General features: G+C 63.6%; 17 protein-coding genes and 1 tRNA gene. 6 read left to right on the top strand and 12 right to left on the bottom strand.

Going from position 1 to position 17,559, the window contains the following annotated elements; translation table 11 throughout:
- Window positions 1-15 precede the first annotated feature (15 nt).
- The 6 genes from ACOY6C_RS13010 to ACOY6C_RS12985 form a co-directional block, all read right to left on the bottom strand.
- Window positions 16-1,284, bottom strand: a complete 1,269-nt coding sequence (locus ACOY6C_RS13010) for a glutamate-5-semialdehyde dehydrogenase (protein ID WP_420905900.1) — start codon at window positions 1,282-1,284, stop codon at window positions 16-18.
- A gap of 325 nt (window positions 1,285-1,609) precedes the next feature.
- Window positions 1,610-2,797, bottom strand: coding sequence for a glutamate 5-kinase (gene proB, locus ACOY6C_RS13005; protein ID WP_420905899.1), 1,188 nt, complete (start codon window positions 2,795-2,797; stop codon window positions 1,610-1,612).
- A complete protein-coding gene (gene obgE, locus ACOY6C_RS13000) occupies window positions 2,769-3,926 on the bottom strand; it encodes a GTPase ObgE (protein ID WP_420905898.1) in 1,158 nt (385 codons plus the stop codon). Before obgE ends, proB begins: the two co-directional genes overlap by 29 nt.
- A gap of 252 nt (window positions 3,927-4,178) precedes the next feature.
- Complete coding sequence (gene rpmA, locus ACOY6C_RS12995) at window positions 4,179-4,433, bottom strand: 50S ribosomal protein L27 (RefSeq protein ID WP_420905897.1); 255 nt, start codon at window positions 4,431-4,433, stop codon at window positions 4,179-4,181.
- 189 nt (window positions 4,434-4,622) lie between these two features.
- Window positions 4,623-4,931, bottom strand: a complete 309-nt coding sequence (gene rplU, locus ACOY6C_RS12990; protein WP_420905896.1) for a 50S ribosomal protein L21 — start codon at window positions 4,929-4,931, stop codon at window positions 4,623-4,625.
- A 122-nt stretch (window positions 4,932-5,053) separates the two neighbouring features.
- Complete coding sequence (locus ACOY6C_RS12985) at window positions 5,054-5,626, bottom strand: Maf family protein (RefSeq protein WP_420905895.1); 573 nt, start codon at window positions 5,624-5,626, stop codon at window positions 5,054-5,056.
- A gap of 225 nt (window positions 5,627-5,851) precedes the next feature.
- Between ACOY6C_RS12985 and ACOY6C_RS12980 the strand changes: the two genes are divergently transcribed.
- The 5 genes from ACOY6C_RS12980 (at window position 5,852) to rfaQ (ending at window position 9,923) form a co-directional block, all read left to right on the top strand.
- A complete protein-coding gene (locus ACOY6C_RS12980; RefSeq protein WP_420905894.1) occupies window positions 5,852-6,853 on the top strand; it encodes a polyprenyl synthetase family protein in 1,002 nt (333 codons plus the stop codon).
- A gap of 45 nt (window positions 6,854-6,898) precedes the next feature.
- Window positions 6,899-6,975: transfer RNA gene (locus ACOY6C_RS12975), tRNA-Pro, on the top strand.
- A gap of 133 nt (window positions 6,976-7,108) precedes the next feature.
- Window positions 7,109-7,729, top strand: a complete 621-nt coding sequence (locus ACOY6C_RS12970) for a type II toxin-antitoxin system HicB family antitoxin (protein WP_420905893.1) — start codon at window positions 7,109-7,111, stop codon at window positions 7,727-7,729.
- The gene (locus tag ACOY6C_RS12965; protein ID WP_420905892.1) at window positions 7,726-8,784 is read left to right on the top strand and encodes a glycosyltransferase family 9 protein; all 1,059 of its coding nucleotides are present in this window, start codon (window positions 7,726-7,728) and stop codon (window positions 8,782-8,784) included. The genes ACOY6C_RS12970 and ACOY6C_RS12965 overlap by 4 nt, the downstream gene beginning before the upstream one ends.
- A complete protein-coding gene (gene rfaQ / locus ACOY6C_RS12960; protein WP_420905891.1) occupies window positions 8,781-9,923 on the top strand; it encodes a putative lipopolysaccharide heptosyltransferase III in 1,143 nt (380 codons plus the stop codon). The genes ACOY6C_RS12965 and rfaQ overlap by 4 nt, the downstream gene beginning before the upstream one ends.
- A gap of 15 nt (window positions 9,924-9,938) precedes the next feature.
- Here the strand turns inward: rfaQ and ACOY6C_RS12955 are convergent, their stop codons facing one another.
- From ACOY6C_RS12955 to ACOY6C_RS12935, 5 genes are all read right to left on the bottom strand, one after another.
- Complete coding sequence (locus ACOY6C_RS12955) at window positions 9,939-10,898, bottom strand: class I SAM-dependent methyltransferase (protein WP_420905890.1); 960 nt, start codon at window positions 10,896-10,898, stop codon at window positions 9,939-9,941.
- 41 nt (window positions 10,899-10,939) lie between these two features.
- Window positions 10,940-11,896 carry a glycosyltransferase gene (locus ACOY6C_RS12950; RefSeq protein WP_420905889.1) on the bottom strand — a complete coding sequence of 319 codons (957 nt, stop codon included), beginning with the start codon at window positions 11,894-11,896 and terminating at the stop codon, window positions 10,940-10,942.
- Window positions 11,897-12,030: 134 nt separating this feature from the next.
- Window positions 12,031-13,029, bottom strand: a complete 999-nt coding sequence (locus ACOY6C_RS12945) for a glycosyltransferase family 9 protein (protein WP_420905888.1) — start codon at window positions 13,027-13,029, stop codon at window positions 12,031-12,033.
- A 7-nt stretch (window positions 13,030-13,036) separates the two neighbouring features.
- Window positions 13,037-13,609 (bottom strand): acyltransferase, encoded by a 573-nt coding sequence (locus tag ACOY6C_RS12940; protein ID WP_420905887.1) that lies wholly within the window; start codon window positions 13,607-13,609, stop codon window positions 13,037-13,039.
- Window positions 13,564-14,607 (bottom strand): radical SAM protein, encoded by a 1,044-nt coding sequence (locus ACOY6C_RS12935; protein WP_420905886.1) that lies wholly within the window; start codon window positions 14,605-14,607, stop codon window positions 13,564-13,566. Before ACOY6C_RS12935 ends, ACOY6C_RS12940 begins: the two co-directional genes overlap by 46 nt.
- 292 nt (window positions 14,608-14,899) lie before the next feature.
- On the opposite strand from ACOY6C_RS12935, the gene ACOY6C_RS12930 reads away from it, so the two are divergent.
- The gene (locus ACOY6C_RS12930; protein WP_420905885.1) at window positions 14,900-15,637 is read left to right on the top strand and encodes an O-methyltransferase; all 738 of its coding nucleotides are present in this window, start codon (window positions 14,900-14,902) and stop codon (window positions 15,635-15,637) included.
- Here the strand turns inward: ACOY6C_RS12930 and msbA are convergent.
- Entirely contained in the window at window positions 15,629-17,422 is a 1,794-nt protein-coding gene (gene msbA, locus ACOY6C_RS12925; protein ID WP_420905884.1) for a lipid A export permease/ATP-binding protein MsbA, read from the bottom strand. The genes ACOY6C_RS12930 and msbA overlap by 9 nt on opposite strands.
- Window positions 17,423-17,559 lie beyond the last annotated feature (137 nt).

Raw genomic sequence — 17,559 nt, 5'->3', positions numbered from 1 at the left:
GGCCGGTCCGGCGGGTCATTGGCGCAGTTGACCGTCGCCCAGCACGATGTATTTCAGGCAGGTCAGCCCTTCGAGTCCCACCGGACCGCGAACGTGCAGCTTGTCGGTGGAGATGCCCATCTCCGCGCCCAGTCCGAACTGGAAGCCGTCGTTGAAGCGGGTCGAGGCGTTGACCATCACCGCCGAGGAGTCCACCTCGCGCAGAAAGCGCATGGCGCGCGGGTGATCGCGGGTGACGATGGTTTCGGTATGTTGCGAGGAGTGGGCGGCGATGTGGGCGATCGCTTCGGTGAGCGACGGCACCACCCGCACCGACAGAATCGCGGCCAGGTGTTCGGTGTCGTAATCCTCCGGCGTCACCGGCGTCACCGGGATTTCGTTACCGAGGATGGCGCGGGTTCGTTCGCAGCCGCGCAGTTCGCATCCGGCGCTCACCAACCGTTTCGCCATGGCCGGCAGGAACGTTTCGGCCACCGCCTCGTGGACCAGAAGGGTTTCGGTGGCGTTGCAGACGCCGGTCCGTTGCATCTTGCCGTTGAAGGTCAGCTCTTCGGCCATGGCCAGATCCGCGTAGCGATCCACATAGGTATGGCAGATGCCATCCAGGTGTTTGATCACCGGGATGTGCGACTCTTCGATCACCCGTTGGATCAACCCCTTGCCTCCGCGTGGAATGATCACGTCCACATGGCGGTCGCTTTTGAGCAGCGCCCCGACCGCGGCGCGGTCCGTGGTGTCGATGAACTGCACCGCTTCCGCCGGCAGGTTGGCGGCGCGCAGTCCCAGGGCGAGCCGTTCGGCGATGGCGCGGTTGGAGTGCCACGCCTCCGAGCCGCCGCGCAGGATCACCGCGTTGCCCGATTTGACGCACAGTGCCGCCGCGTCGGCGGTGACGTTCGGGCGGGATTCGTAGATGATGCCGATCACCCCGAGAGGGACGCGCATGCGACCCACCAGCATGCCGTTCGGGCGTGGGCGCATCTCGGTGATCTCGCCCACCGGATCGGGCAGGGCCATCACCTCGCGCACGCCATCGGCCATGCCTTGGATCACCTTGTCGGTCAGGCGCAGGCGATCGATCATGGCTGGGGAGATCCCATCGGCTTCGGCCTGGGCCAGATCGCGTTTGTTGGCCTCTTGCAGGGCGGCTCGATCTTCCCAGAGCCGTTGGGCCATGAACTCCAGGGCCTGGTTTCTGGCCGTGCCGTCGGAGGCGGCGAGGGTGCGGGCGGCGGTGCGGGCCTGGGAGCCGATGGTGTTGATCCGTTGGGTGATGTCCGTCATGTCGATCAAGCTCCGTGGGGGGTGATGGTGATGACGTAAAACCGTTGCAGGGGGCCGGGGACCGAAGCGACCCGGCAGAGGTCTGGAAACGGAGTCTCCAAGGTTTTTCTTTTGTTTTCAACCCCTGGTCGGCGCGCAGCGTTTTTTCGCAAGAAACGCTTTTTTGAAGAGCGCGCGAAAAGCAAAGGCCAAAGGTTGAAACAGAAACCAAAGAAAGCATGAAAGATAAAAAACAAGGTCAGAGGCAAAATCTCGGAGGCTCTGCCTCCGAACCTCCGCCGGGAACCTTCCGGCCCCCGCTTCCCCGCAACGGTTGGAGGAAATTTCAGCCCTCGGCATCCAACTCCCGAATCAACACCAGATTGTCCCGGTGGATCACCTCTTCCGCCCCCAGATACCCCAACAACCCCTCGAACTGCCGACTGTGCCGCCCGGCGATGCAGGCCAGATCACTGCTGTTGTAGTTGACAATCCCCTTGGCCAACTCCTGCCCGTCCGGGGCCTGACAATGCACCACCGCCCCGCGCGCGAACTCCCCCAGCACCGCCGTGATTCCCTTGGCCAACAAACTCCGACCCTGCAACAACGCCACCGAAGCCCCGGCATCGAGCAGAATCTCCCCACGCCCGACCCGCGCATTCACGATCCATCGCTTGCGCGCCGGCAACGGGTTCTCCAGGCCCAGAAACAACGTACCCACCGGAAACGGGGTGAATACCTCGGAGATCGGATTCTCCCGGAAACCGTTGGTCAATACCATGCGACAGCCACTGCGCGCCGCCATCCGCGCCGCCTTGATCTTGGTGGCCATCCCACCCTTGCCAACCAGAGAGCCGACCCCGCCCGCCATGGACTCGATCTCCGGCGTCACCCGCTCGACCAGAGGGATGAAGCGGGCCTCGGGATTGAGACGCGGATTGCTGTCATACAGACCGTCGATGTCGGAGAGCAGAATCAACAGATCGGCATCGACCAGATCCGCCACGTTGGCCGACAGGGTATCGTTGTCGCCGAACTTCAACTCGTCGGTCATCACCGTGTCGTTTTCGTTGACGATCGGCACCAGACCCAACTCCAACAGGGTCTTCAAGGTGTCGCGGGCGTTGAGATAACGCTGCCGGTTTTCCACGTCGTCGCGGGTGAGCAGCGCCTGGGCCACGTTCACCCCCAGACTCTCGAACGCCTCCTCGTAATGACGCATCAACACCCCCTGACCGGCTGCGGCGGCGGCCTGCTTCTCCTGCACCGAGGCAAGCGGTCGGTTGAGCTTGAGCAAAGGACGACCCGCCGCCACCGCGCCGGAGGTGACCACGATGACACGGCGTCCATCGGCCATGACCCGCACGATTTCGCGCGCGCGCGCCGCGATCCACTCGGGACGGATACCCTCGCCACCGCCTGTGAGAAGATTGGAGCCGATCTTGACCACCACGCGCCGTGCACCGCGGACCGCCTGCCACTCCTGGCTCAGCCTGGCGCGGTGATCAACGCACCCAGATGCACTCGACGCCATCCTCGTCTCCATCCCCGTCCCACGCTTCATCCTCGGAGGGCGCCCGCTCTCCACCGCGACCGGCCTTGGTCGGAGCATCTTCCAGCGGCGCGTGATACAACTCCGGATCCCGCTCGCGCCGCGCCGCCTTCACCCGCTTGAACAACCCCTTGATCAGGGCGTCGATCCCCTCGCCGGTGGCGGACGAGATCCAGAGGATCTCCTCGACCTCGCTCTTCAACCCCTTGCGAAATTTCTTGAAGAGCTTCTCCCGTGCCTTTTCATCCAGGAGATCGCACTTGGTCAGCACCGCCCAGCAGGGCTTGGAGGCGAGGGTGGGCGAATAGGCAGCCAACTCCTCCTCGATCAGCCGGAAACGGGTCAGGGGATCCTCTTCGGCCATGGGCGAGGCGTCCACCAGATGCACCAGGATCGGACAGCGCTCGATGTGACGCAGGAATGCCCGTCCCAACCCCTTGCCGGACTCGGCGCCCTCCACCAGACCAGGAATGTCGGCAACGACGAAACTGTTCTCCTCGCCGGCCCGTACCACGCCCAGATTGGGCACCAGGGTGGTGAAGGGGTAGTCGGCGATTTTGGGACGCGCCGCCGAGATCCGGGAGAGCAGGGTGGATTTGCCGGCGTTGGGCATGCCGACCAGACCCACGTCGGCCAGAAGCTTCAGCTCCAGCCACATCCAACGCTCCACGCCCGGCTCGCCGGGCAGACACTGCCGGGGCGCGCGGTTGACCGAACTTTTGAAATGGACGTTGCCCAACCCGCCGCGACCGCCCGGCGCGATGACGAACCGCTGCCCGGCCTGCCACAGGTCGCAGATGACCGCGCCATCGGCGTCGTCACGGGCCACGGTGCCGACCGGCACGCGCACCTCCAGATGGGGCGCGGAAGCGCCGGTACGACATTTGCCCATGCCGCCCGTGCCGCGCTTGGCCTTGAAATGCTGCTGATAGCGAAAATCGATCAGGGTGTTCAAGTGGGGATCGGCCACGAGAATCACGTCGCCGCCACGTCCGCCGTCGCCGCCGTCCGGACCGCCGAGGGGAATGAATTTTTCACGGCGAAACGAGGCGGAACCGTTGCCGCCGTCGCCGGAGCGGACAAAGATCTTGACCTCATCCAGAAAACGCATGTCGTCTACCCGACCGGGCCGAAAAGGAGGGTACAGATAAATGGGATGGGAGGGATCCTCTCATCCCGAACCATGTCGCTCCCCTGCGGGAGTTCCACGCCAAACGAAATATGCCCCTGGTCGATCGCAAGGGATCAACCAGGGGCATCGGAACGCAAGGAGCGTTGCCGCGCATCACAAGCGTGGATGGCGCCGGCGGGAGTTGGTCACGCCGGGGTCTCATCGCGCCTGCAAGGTTGCGGCGGGTGGGAATCAGGCGGCGGCCACGACGTGAACGTAACGACGATTGTTGCGCTCGCCGAAGGTCACGATCCCTTCCACCAGGGCGAAGAGGGTGAAATCGCGTCCCATGCCCACGCCATCGCCGGGATAGACCTCGGAACCGCGTTGGCGGATGAGGATGTTGCCCGGCGCGACCTTCTGTCCGCCGTAGCGCTTGACGCCCAGTCGGCGTCCAATGGAATCGCGTCCGTTGCGGGTACTGCCGCCCGCTTTTTTGTGTGCCATGAGTCGTCTCCCGAACTCGTCGATGAACAACCATCCCGCCGCAATGACTGTTTGGGCGGTGGTCAGTAACGTGTCATGATGGGGGAAGAACCCCCTTGCCCCCGACCGTGGATCTCCCTTCGGGATTTCCACGGTGACTTGCTTGATGCCGACCGTGGAGCTCCCTTCGGGATTTCCACGGTCAATCGATCACGCCGTGATGTTGGTGATGCGCAGCTCGGTGAGCTGTTGGCGATGACCCTGGAAGCGGCGATAGTTCTTGCGGCGCTTTTTCTTGAAGACCAGGACCTTCTTGTCCTTCATCTGGCGCAGGATGGTGCCGGTCACCTGACCGCCGGTGGCCTCGCCACCGATTTTGATCTGGTCATCGGCGGAGATCAACAGCACTTCGCCGACCTGGACCGAATCTCCCTCTTCACCGGGCAGTTTCTCGACGCGCACGACATCATTGACCGCCACCTTATATTGTTTTCCGCCCGTGCGGACCACTGCATACATGTCAACCACTCCTTGAATGTCTTTATGCCGTCGGACAACCTGCGAAACGTGCCTGGATGGGGGCCAGGATGCACAAGCCCCTCCACACCCCGGACTCCAGGGTGATCGGAAACTGTTTATTATCACTCTGGGGCGGAAAATGTCAACCCGAAATCACGTAACAGTTCCAACGTCTCGAAGAGTGGCAACCCCACCACCCCGGAGTAGGAGCCGGAAACACGCGCCACCCATGCCGCGCCGAGCCCCTGAATGGCGTAGGCGCCGGCCTTGTCGAACGGTTCCCCGCTTTTGACATAGGCCAGGATCTCCGCGTCGCTCAACCTCTTGAAGCGCACGCGACTCTCCACGACCACGGCGCGTCCTCCGGGCCGGTCCGGGGAGCAGAGCGCGACCCCGGTCAACACCCGGTGCTCGCGACCGGAGAGACGGGCGAGCATGGACATGGCGTCGGCCTGATCGCGGGGCTTGCCCATGATCTCATCTTCGAGCACCACGGCGGTATCCGCGCCGAGCACCAGATCCACCTCGCCGGTGACGCCGGCGCGGGCCTTTTCCAGGGCCATGCGCCGCACATAATCCACGGCGTGTTCATCGGCATGGCGCGATTCGTCCACGTTGGTGGGGCGGACCTCGGGGTCAAGTCCCACCTGGCGCAGCAGCATCAGACGGCGCGCGGAGGCCGATGCCAGTCGCAAGCGCGTGCCGACCGGTTTCCAAAAGGATCCCGGCGTGTGGCCGGTTGCCTCACTTTCAAGATTATTTAACAAAAACCGCCTCCCGGTTGGTCAAGAACACTTGACGATTTTGCCCTCGCGACCCTATTGTGTGCAACCAGTTTTTCAATCTTCTCCAGAGACGGTCGCGCGCGGGACCGGCCCCGGTGTACTTTTTCGCGCCATACTGATGATAAAAACCTCACCATGAAACCCACCCCAGCCAATCTGCCGCCAGTCCTCAAACGCCTGGGCGAACTGATCGGACCGGATCTGGAACGGACCAACGCCATCATCCTGGAGCAACTGAACTCCCAGGTGGAGTTGATCCCCAAGTTGGGTGCGCACATCATCGAGAGTGGTGGCAAACGCCTGCGCCCCGTGCTGACGCTGTTGTCCGCCAAGCTGTTCGGCTACACCGGTCGCGACGATGCCCTGCTCGCCGCCGTGGTGGAGTTCATCCATACCGCCACCCTGCTCCACGACGACGTGGTGGACCGCTCCGATACCCGGCGTGGTCGCGCCACCGCCAATTCCGTGTGGGGCAGCAAAGCTCCGATCCTGGTGGGGGATTATCTCTTTTCGCGCTCCTTCCAGATCCTGGTCGCTCACGCCGATCTCAACGTGTTGCGCATCATCGCCGATGCCTGCGCCGTGATCTCCGAGGGGGAGGTCATGCAACTGGTGGCCACCAACGATCTGACCACCACCGAAGAGCACTATCTGGAGGTGGTGCGTCGCAAGACCGCCACGCTGTTCACCGCCGCCGCACAGATCGGCGCGGTCCTCAACCATCGCTCCCGCGCCGAGGAGAGTGCCCTGGCCGAATACGGCACACTCCTGGGAATCGCCTACCAGGTGGTGGACGACGCCCTGGACTACTCGGCCAGCAACGAGGCGCTCGGCAAGAATGTGGGCGATGATTTCCAGGAGGGGAAGATCACCCTGCCGGTGATCCACGCCTACCGGCATGGCACCCCGGAGGAACGCGCCTTCTGGAGCGACTGCCTGGAAAAACGGGAGTTCCCGGAAGGGGCGTTGCAACGGGCCATTCAACTGGTGCGCGAGCGCGGTTCCCTGGACTATACCCTGGCGCGCGCCAAGACGTTCGCCGATGAGGCCAAGGCGCAACTCGCCATTCTGCCCGATACTCCGGAACGTGAGGCCATGGCCATGCTCGCCGATTTTTCCGTTGCACGCAGCTATTGACCTTTTCGAACGACTCTGTTAACATCATTGGATTGGTCGGCGTATCGGGGTGTGGCTCAGTCTGGTAGAGCACAGCGTTCGGGTCGCTGGGGTCGTGAGTTCGAATCTCGCCACCCCGACCAATCAAATCAAGGGGTTGGGCTGTCATGGCCTGACCCCTTTTTTTGTTCGGGCTTTCCAAAGCCTGCCCGTCTTGATTGGCAACCCGCCATTGTATATCCTATGGCCAACAGGGTCAGATCAAGAGGGGGGACGATGGGCAAGCGCCTGAGCGGTCGCGAGGGGATCGAAACCTTGAAAAGGGTCGGATGGATGCGGGATTCGGTCCGTGGTGATCATCCCCCTTTCAAACGTCCCGCCTTGCCGGGCAAGGTGACGGTGCCGCATCCAGACAAGGATGGGCCGTTGGTCATCATCCAGTTGATTGAGAAACAAGCCGGAATGACGATCCGTCAGGGGCGTGCCATGGAGAGCAGACACGATCCAGCCATCATGTGCCGTGGTTCCGAAGGGATGAGGGGGGGATTTTCGAACCTTCCGGGCTGTGTCAGCTTGGGCGGAACGGTCCGGAAAACGGCCACGAATGCCGAAGAGGCGTTGTTCGGGCCTGTCGCGCGGATGATTCGCGCTGGAGATCCGTTGCCGGACCTGACCTTGATGGATGATCGGGATCCCATCGCCCCAGACCCGGAAGATCCCTACGAGGTGACCCGCTTTCTGGTCCGTGTCGAGCTTCCGGCGCGGTGGATCCGCCTCACGCTCTCCAGGGCCGAAACCCTGGTGGCGCGGATCGATCGCGCGGCCAGGGAGATCGGCATGCGCCGCTCCGGGTTTCTGGCCGGGTCGGCCAGACGGATGCTGGATGCCCGGATGTGAGCAACGACTCCCAGGAGACGCGGGGGCTGTCCGGGGACACGGGTGTCCAACCCGCGCCGATGCGTCGTCCGGATGGTTCCGGCAGACGCATCCTGATCATCCGCAAGGACAACATCGGCGATCTGGTCTGCACCACGCCGTTGATCGCGCGGTTGCGTCTCCAATACCCGGATGCCCATCTGGCGGCGCTGGTCACCGACTACAACACTCCGGTGTTGTGGGGCAACCCGGATCTGGATGCGCTCTACGCCTACAAGAAGGCCAAACATCGTCACACGGGGGAGAGCTGGCTGGGGGTCTATGCCCGACGCGCCGGCCTGTTCTGGAAACTGCGGCGTCAACGGTTCGATCTCATCCTGCTGCCGGGTGGACCCCATCCCAGCGCCCTGCGCGCCGCGCGCCTGCTCGACCCGGAGCGGATTCTGGTGCGTCACGAAACCCCGTTCGGGGCGCATGAGGTCGAATGCGTGTTGCGGCTGGCGCGTGGTCTGGGGATCGACGATGCGACCCCTCCCGCACCGACGCGCGTGGTCGCCGATCCGCACCATCTGGCCCGTCTCCCCCGCCTGCCCGAGAGGGGCACGCCCCTGATCGCCGTTCACATCAGCGCCCGCAAGCCACCGCAACGCTGGCCGTGGGAGCGGTTTGCCGCATTGATCGGCTTGTTGCGACAGCGGGGGTTCCTGGTGGCGCTGTTCTGGTCGCCGGGGGCCGAGGACAATCCCCTCCATCCAGGGGATGACGACAAGGCCGGGCGGATTCTCGAGGCGGTCAACGACCCGCTGGTCATGCCCCATCCCACCCAGGCCCTGCCGGAGTTGATCGCCGGACTCTCCCGCTGTCGGGCGGTGATCTGTTCGGATGGCGGGGCGATGCATCTGGCCGCCGGGCTGGGCAAACCGATCGTCTGTTTCTTCGGCAACTCCGATGCCAGGCGTTGGCATCCCTGGGGGGTGCCGTACCGGTTGCTGCAACCGGCGAGCGAACGGGTCGAGGAGATCTCCGTGGACGAGGCATGGGGCGCGTTCGAGGCGTTGCTGGAGGGGGGCGGATGAGCGCGCATTCCGAGCCGAACCGGGATCCGGGCGGGATCCTGCTCATCAAGTCGCGCCACATCGGGGATGTGCTGCTGATGGCCCCGCTGATCGCCACCCTGAAGCGGCGTTACCCGTCAAGTCGCATCGCCGCGCTCGTCAAACGCGAATGCGTGCCGATGCTCGAAGGGCATCCGGATCTGCACGCGGTCGTGACCTTCCCGGAAAAACGGCCCGGTCAGGGCAGATTGTCGCTGCTCATCCGCCAGGTCCGCGCCTGGTGGCGGTTGTGGCGCGGTCCCTGGGAGTTGGCCATCAACACCACCGAAGGGGATCGGGGGATCCTGAACGCCTTTTTCTCGGGTGCGAAAAGACGCATCGGCTTCATCAATGCCCGTGGGGAGAAGGCCTGGCGGTTGCGACTGCTTACCGATCCCGTGCCGTTTCGAGGCGGCAAACGGCACATGGTGATCCACAATCTCGATCTGGCCGGCGAGGGGATCCAGGATCGGGTGGTGCGCCTGGTGGCCTCCGCCGACGAAGAGCGCTCCGCCCTGGCCAAACTGCACGCCACCGGCTGGGATGGCAGGCGTCCCCTGGTGCAGATCCACCCCACCTCGCGCTGGAGTTTCAAATGCTGGACCGACTCCGGCATGGCCCAGGCCGCGGATTTCATCGGACGATCCGGTCGCATGCCGCTGTTCACCTGCGGACCGGGTGCCGAGGAGCGCGGGCGGCTCGATGCCATTCTGGCCTTGTGCCGGGAGCCGTATCTGGATCTCGGGGGAAAACTGACCCTCAAGGAGTTGGCGGTGATCAGCCGGTCGTGTTGTCTCTATTTCGGGGTCGATACCGCGCCCATGCACATGGCCGCCAGTCAGGACACCCCGGTGATCGCCCTGTTCGGACCGACCGGGGTATACGACTGGGGCCCCTGGCCGAATGGCTGGGACGGGGCGGATACGCCCTATCCGGAACTCAAGGGGGTGCAGGCGAGCGAGCCCCATCTGGTGATCCAGAAGGATTGGCCGTGCGTTCCGTGCGGCAAGGCCGGCTGCGAGGGGAGCAAGCGCAGCCGTTGTCTGGAGGAGCTGGATTTCGCCACCGAGGTGCAGCCGTGGCTGGCGAAACGATTGTCAACCGGTGAGCCGTTCTCCTGACCAGCCTCCGCGCGGTTATTTCCGGTCGCGCAGGAAAAACACCGCCGTATCCCCGTCCAGGACCAGATTGAGCTGCTTGACCAGCGCATCGATGGCGCGTCGCATCGGCCTGGTGAAGGGGGAGTGGATCCCCCTGTCGCCTTCGGGCCACGCCTTGCGCGGGATGTCGCGTTGTTGATACTCGCTGCCGATGATCCCCTCGGCGCCGGAGTCGCAATAGAGGTGGAAGATCTCGAAGCCGTGTTTTTCCGCCAGCAGGTGGATGCTGCGCATGGTGTGCAGATAGAGATGACGCGGCGCGTCCCAGGAGGCCCAGTGGACGCCGTAGCGGCGGTGGGGGTAGGAGTTGGAGAGCGGAATGCGCAACAGCACCCCTCCTCCCGGGTTGAGCCGGCCCCGGATCGCCTGCATGGCCGCGTGTTGATCCGGCATGTGCTCCAGGGAGTGGTGCAACATGATCAGGTCAAAGGTGCGTTCCACCTGATCCAGAGGTTTGGCGATGATGCGCACCCCGTTGCCGTGATCCAACGGCGCGGGCAGGAACGGATCCACCCCGGTCAGATCGGTGAACCCCTCGCGACGCAGCTTCAGCAACAGCCCCCCCGACCCGCATCCGACATCGACGATGGAACTCTCCAGCGTCAGACCGAACGGGCCCAGCCAGTCGAAGTAGCCCGGTCTGCGGCTCACCAGGGCGATGGCCGCGCCCAAAGGATCCGACTGGCCCAGGTAGTGGCGGGTGCGTCGGGCGCGCAGACCGGCGACGAAGGGGGAGAGACTCTTGTCCCTGGCCTTCTTGAACGACGAGTACTCCGGACCATAATGGCGCGCCAGATCATCCGGAACCCGCGCGATCTGCAACAGTCCACATCGACCACAGGTGACATACTCGAACGGCTCTCGCTGTCCGAACATCATCTCGAAAACCATGTGATGGGCATGGTCCTGGTCGTTTTGGCAGAGATGGCAATTCATGGGGGCTCCAGTGGTTGGCCTCGGGGTGGATCCGGAAGGGGTCAGGGGATGAGGGCCTTGAGAAAGTTTTTGGCCACGCGTCGTTTCTGGCTGGTCAACATGGCGTTGCGCCACAGTGTCGCGTAAACACCCCGACGCAGCAGGTCGCGCCGACTCGCCTGGCGTACCCGGTGGCTGGACATGCGGTCGATCTTGTGGAACATCGCCAGCCCGTCGTCCACCAGTTGCCAGCGGATCAGGTCGGCCAGTTCCCGATCCGCGACTCCTGCCGCCACCTGATCGAGAATCCGCGCGTTGGTGTCGTAGCTGAACACCGAGGATTGCAACTGCCGATCGGTGTTGTACATCTGGAGATTGCGCTTCCATTGTCGATAGAAGTAGCCCGGCTCATCCAAAAAACCGACCCGTTCGGCCATCAGCAGGAAACGGGTGGTCCAGACCACATCCTCGTGGCTGATTCCCAGGGTGAAGCGCAGGCCGATCGTCTCGATCAACCGGCGTCGATAGACCTGCATGCAGACCATGTGCAGCATCGACCGGCGTTGCAGACGCCCGCGCATCCACGCCGGGCCGGTCATCATGCCGGTGGGCAAGGGTTCGGCATAGAGCGCATGGTCGGGTTGACGCCCCTCGAAGTGGTAGGTGGCGTTGCCGATGATCGCGTCCGCGTCGAGCCGCTCGGCCAACAGGCGCATGCGGGTGTAGTAGCCCGGTTGCACGAAATCGTCCGAGTCGCAAAAGGCGACGTATGTCCCGCGCGCCTGATCCAGGGCGTTGTTGCGCGCCCCGGAGAGTCCCTGATTGCTCTGGTGGATGGTCCTGAACCAGGGGTGGGCGAGACAGAAGGCGTCCAGCATGGCCGGACTTTCGTCCGTGGAGCCGTCATCGACCAACAGGATCTCGGTGTGTGACGGATCCTCGCCGATCAGGGATTCCAGGCAGATGGTCAAGAAGCGGGCGGTATTGTAAACCGGTACGATGATGGTCAAAGGGATCATGAAACTACCGGTTGGTGTTTGATCGTCATTCCGGATGAACTTGACGGGTGGATGCGGCGTGATCGGAGCCACGCTGACCATTGAATCACGTTAAATCTACTCGCCATCCCCATACACCGTGGCGCGGATGCGCGTCAAGAGTTGATGCCCAGAAGCTCCCGGATTTCCTGCCAGGCCGCCGCCACCGGGATTTCGCCCAGGGAGTGACTGGCGTCGCAGTGCCCGTCGCGAGGGCGCAGGGTCAGGAACCGACAGCGCGGATGGTCGAGGGGGCCGGTCATCTCCGGGCCGGAGAGACAGTGATAGAAGAGCACCATCGGGATATCGAAGGCGCTCATCAGATGGGTCGGACCGGTATCCACCCCGATGTAGAGATCCAGACAGGACATGATCGCCCCGGTGGCGCGCAGGGAGAGTCGTCCGCTCAGATCCTGGCCGGCATCGCCCAGGTTGGCCACCAGGGGTTGGTTGTGGGTCCGGTCATCCGGCCCGCCGAAGACCAGGAACCGGGCCTGGGGTATCTGGTGTCGGATCTGCTGGCAAAGGGCGATGAAATGAGCCAGAGGCCAGTCCCGGTAGGGCTTGGTGGGGAAGCTGCGGGGCTGAATGCCGATGAGCGGACCATGGGTGCGCAGGGGAGCCAGTCGTCGTTCGGCCTCCAACCGCTCCTTCAGCGTGACCCCATAGGCGATGCGCGGGTTGGTGGTGGTCACCCCGAGCGGTTCGGCGTGATGGGTCAGTTGCCAGATGGCGTGCTCGCTCTGGAAGGGAGGTGGTTCGATGAGATGGGCCAGGCGCCGGTTCAGTTCCGGGTCGGCCTGACGAAAGGCGATGGTCTCTCTGGCCAGGCGCAATCCGAGTTTGATCAGCGAGGCGTCGAATCCGTAAACCAGGCTGTAATCGTAGACCGGTTTGTGAAACCACCCCCGCATCCAGGCGGTTCTCGGGGTTACGCCACGGACGTGACGGACAAAGGGGAGATGGGCGAAGATCTCGGCCCGTTTCGGGTGGGCCAGAATGTCCAGGATGGCGTCGGGGAACTGCTCGGCCAGGGCGCGCAGGGTTGGCGTGACAAAGAGCGAATCGCCGATGCGCGAGACCTGGATGACGAGAAAGGAGGGCGGCGCCTGCATGACGGCCTCAGGAAGAGAGGGGATCGATGGTGGGTTCCGCCGTCCCGTCGCGGGGACGGGTTCTGATGAAGCGGGCCGGGGAGCCGGCGTAGATGCCGCCGGGCGGCAGATCCTGGGTCACGGTGCTGCCTGCGCCCACCACCGTCTCGTCGCCAATGGTGACGCCGGGCAGAACCGTGACCCCGGCGCCGAGCCAGCAGTGACGACCGATGGTGACCGGTCGGTGGAACTGGGTGTCGAAGGCGGCGAAACCGCGTTTGGCCACGTCGTGATTGGCGGTCACGATCAGGCAGTTGGCGCCGATCATGGTGAAGGCGCCGATTTCGATGCGGGCGTGGGCTTGCAGCATGCAGTGGACGTTGATGCGCACATGATCGCCGAGCGCGACGTTTTCTGGTCGTTCCACGAACAGGCCGGGAAAGATCCGCACATCACGGCCCACCTCGCCCAGACGGGCCTGGAAATGGCGCGTGCGACCGCGTTCCAGCCAGTCGAGAATGCGTGCGGCCAGCATGGCCTTGAAGGCGCGCGGGGTCATGGCGTCGGTGGGGCGGGTGGCGCGAGGGATCTGGTGTACCACCACCAGAGCAGCCTGGCCGGAATGCGGCGCCAGAAACGACGGCGCTTCTGATAGGGGTGATGGAGCATGTGACACTGATTGCACGGCGCGATGGCGCCCATGCCGCCCGTCTGGGTGAGGTGGCGCAACCGCTGCATGGCCGGGCTGTTCCAGGCCGAGGTGATGGTGTCGCCGGCGGCCAGATCGCCGATGATGTTGTGTCCTTCGGGATCCAGACAGCAGGCGTGGACCTTGCCATCGAAGGCGATCACCAGCCGATGGTAGATCTCGTGACACGGCGAGGTGCCGGATAGCCGCATCGTTTCGAACTGCGACTCCGTGGAGGCGCCGGCGAAGCTGTGCAGAAAACGCACGTCCAGGCGCACGTCGAAGCCGTCGAACAGTTGGCGATACTCCGGGGTGTTCACGCATGGTTTGTCGGGCGCGAAGGGGATGATCTCCTGGAGAATCACCTGGGGTCGGCTGGCTCCCCGCTCCTGACGCAGGGTGAGGAAACGGCGGATGTTGCCGAGCACCCGATCGAAATCGCTGCGAATGCGCATGCGGTTGTAAAGATCCCGATCCGCGGTGTCGAAGCTGAAACAGATCTCCGACAGGGGGGTGTCGAGGATCCGACGCGCCATCTCCTCGTCGAGACGCTTGGCGTTGGTGTGGATGATCACCGGAACGCCGGTCTCCTCGGCCTTGTGGATCATCTCGGGCAACTGCGGGTGGAGCAGGGTTTCGCCGTAACAGAAGAGCTTGAGCTGGCGCGGCTTGAGCACCGCCACCTCGGCGATCACCCGTTCGAAGAGTTCCATGGACATGAACCCTCGTTGTCGTTCGCCCCAGTTGCTTTGCGGGCAGAAGGTGCAGCGCAGATCGCAGATGTTGGTCGGATCGACGAAGATCTCCAGCGGCGCATAGGGGAGAACCAGGCCGCCGCGCCGCTTGGCTTCGGCGCACAGCCGGCGACGCAGTTCCGGATGGCTTTCGAGTCGGGTGGGAATGGTCCGCATGAAGGTCTGAATCCGCGCGCTGGCTGGCCCTGGGTGGATTGAGCGGGTGTTCGATCCCGGCCAGACCTGCCGATGCGGGCCATGGCGGGAATTACCGGACAATCGGTTGGTTATCGCAATGGAGCATGATAGCGCGTTGCCCTCAAAATGCAATGAAAAGCCGTTGGCCCGACGCGCCTCACGTCGTGGATTCGGTTGCCGGACGAATCGCCCCTTGACTTTGTGAGGGCGCATCGGTTTGATCGTGGGATCTGGTTGGGTTGGATTCTTTCAGGCGTGGGGTATACAGAGCATGCATCGATCAATGGAGGCGTGGATCCGCGCGGTGGGCGAGGAGAAGGCGCGGTTCGCCGCCCTGGTCGCCGGGATTCCCTATGAGAAAAAAGGGATCCTGTTTTCGGAAATGTTCTTTTTTCAGCTCGGCGCCCGCTCTGCGGGGGCGAAACGGATCCTGGAGTCGGGTCGGGCCAGGGGGCAGAGCACGCTTGTGTTGTCGGTTTGTTTCCCGGAGGTGCCGATCTTGAGCATCGAGCACGATCCGAACTCGCCGGACGTGGCCGTGGCCGCGGCACGGCTGGCGGGACGCGACCATGTGCAACTGCTGTTCGGGGATGCCCGGCGGCGCATGCCGGAGTTGGCCGAGGCCGGGGATGTGGCGTTGATCGACGGTCCCAAGGGGTTTGCCGGGTTGCGTCTGGCGTTCCGGGTGCTGGCGACCGGCAAGGTGTCGATGGTGTTCATTCACGACGTGGGGGTGGGCACGCCGGATCGGGCCTGGCTGGAGCGGATCGCGCCGGAGGCGGTCTACAGCGATGATCCGGAGTTCGCGCGGCTCTGCCACGATCTGGACGGGGCGGCCCGTGACGATCTGCCCGAGGCCAACCGTTTCGAAACCACCTATCCCAGGCCGGGTTACGGCTTCACCTTGGCCTGTCTGCCCAGGATTCCGGTGGCGACGGCCTGGTGGCGGCTGGCGATGACCGCGATCTGGGGGGTGATCCACCGTCTGGCGGTGCGCAGGCTAACCTGACGCCGGGGAATCCTCGTCCTGGAAGTGCATGGCATGCAGGCGGGCATACTCGCCATTTTTGGCCAACAGCGCCTCGTGATTGCCATCCTCGACGATGCGGGCGTCCTTCAACACGATGATCCGATCGGCGTTGCGGATGGTGGAGAGTCGATGGGCGATGATCAGCGTGGTGCGACCGCTCATGAGCCGCTCCAACGCCTCCTGCACCGCCCGTTCGCTTTCGGTGTCCAGTGAGCTGGTCGCCTCGTCGAGGATCAGGATCGGCGCGTTCTTGAGCAGGGATCGGGCGATGGAGAGCCGTTGTCTCTGCCCGCCGGAAAGCCGCACCCCACGATCGCCGATGTGGGTATCGAACCCCTGGGGCAGCTGGCGGATGAACTCCAGGGCGTTGGCCGCCTCGGCCACCTGTTCGAGCCGCTCCTGGGTGTATTCGGAACGGCCATAGGTGATGTTGTTCTTGACGGTGTCGTTGAACAGGATCACCTCCTGGGTGACCACCGAGATCTGATCGCGCAGGGAACGCATGGTCGCGGAGCGGATGTCGCGCCCGTCGATGGTGATCGCGCCTTGCGTGACGTCGAAGAAGCGCGGCAGCAGGTTCACGAGCGTGCTCTTGCCACTGCCGCTGCGTCCCACCAGGGCGATCTGCTCCCCGGCCCGCACCTTGAGGGTGATCTCCTCGAGCACGTTGGGCAACTCTGCGCCATAGGCAAAAGTCAGATTTTCGAAAGCCAGCTCGTTTTTGAGCAACGGCATCGGGGTGGCGTCGGGTTGATCCTGAATGGTCGCCTCGCGCTCCAGTGTGCCGAAGATGCGATCCATGGCCGCCATGCCCCGTTGCAGGGTGTTGTTGAGGTTGGAGATCGCCTTGATCGGATCGTAGGCCATGAGCATGGCGGTCAGGAAGGAGAAGAAGGTGCCGGTGGTGGTCTTGCCGTCGATCACCGCGCCGCCGCCGTAGAGGATCACCCCGCAGATCACCAGTCCGGAGATCATTTCGATGGAGGGTTTGGAGAGCGAATTGATCTTGAGGATGTCGAGATGGGTTCTCAACACCCGTTTGGTCAACTGGCGGAACTGGGCTTGTTCGTAGCGTTCCATGCAGAACGATTTGATGATGCGCACCCCGGAGAAGGTCTCTTCGAGCTGGCTGACGATCGATTCGTTGAGTTCCTGGGCGCGATGGGATTTGGTGCGGATCCGTTTGCCGAGGGCGTAGATCAGCAGCGCGGAGAAGGGAAAGCCGAGGATCGAGACCAGCGCCAGCACCGGATCGCGGTAGAAGAGCACCCCGACCAGCACGATGAGGGTCAGACCCTCGCGGATCATGCTGATCATGACGTTGGCGGTGGAGTCTTTGATGATGATCGGATCGTTGCTGATGCGGGAGATGAAACTGCCGGAGCTGGCGGTGAGAAAGTAATTCATCTCGAACCGGAGGCAGTGGTTGTAGAGCTGGCATTGCAGTTTGCGGGCGATGCGTTGTCCGACCGCGCCCATGACGTAGCTGTTGGTGTAGGAGGCGATGCCGCGCACCAGAAAGACCGCGAGCACCAGCAGCGGCAGGGTATGGAACATGGCGCGGTTCTGCTCGATGAAGATTTTGTCGAGGATGGGTTGCACCATGTAGGCGATGGCCCCTTCGGTGGCCGAGAGGACGATCATGCTGATGACAGCCGGGATCAGGGCGATGCGGTGCGGCCAGATGAGGCCGATCCAGCGGCGCAGGAGTTGGCGATTCTTGCTGGCGTCGGGTGCGGATTGGGAGAACAGCGGAGGGGCCATGCGCGATTCCGGGGTGGGGGGTGGATGGGAGATCATGGATTCTATGCAATTTTCGTGCTGAATTCCAAGGTAAGTGGGGTTTGGGGGAATGGGAAAGGTCGTGTCAAAGGCGCGCGCGCGCGGCCTTTGACGCCTGC

This window comes from Candidatus Magnetaquiglobus chichijimensis, from assembly GCF_045865675.1.
Taxonomy (GTDB): Bacteria; Pseudomonadota; Magnetococcia; order Magnetococcales; family Magnetaquicoccaceae; genus Magnetaquiglobus; species Magnetaquiglobus chichijimensis.
This window is presented reverse-complemented; position numbering and strand designations above follow the sequence as displayed.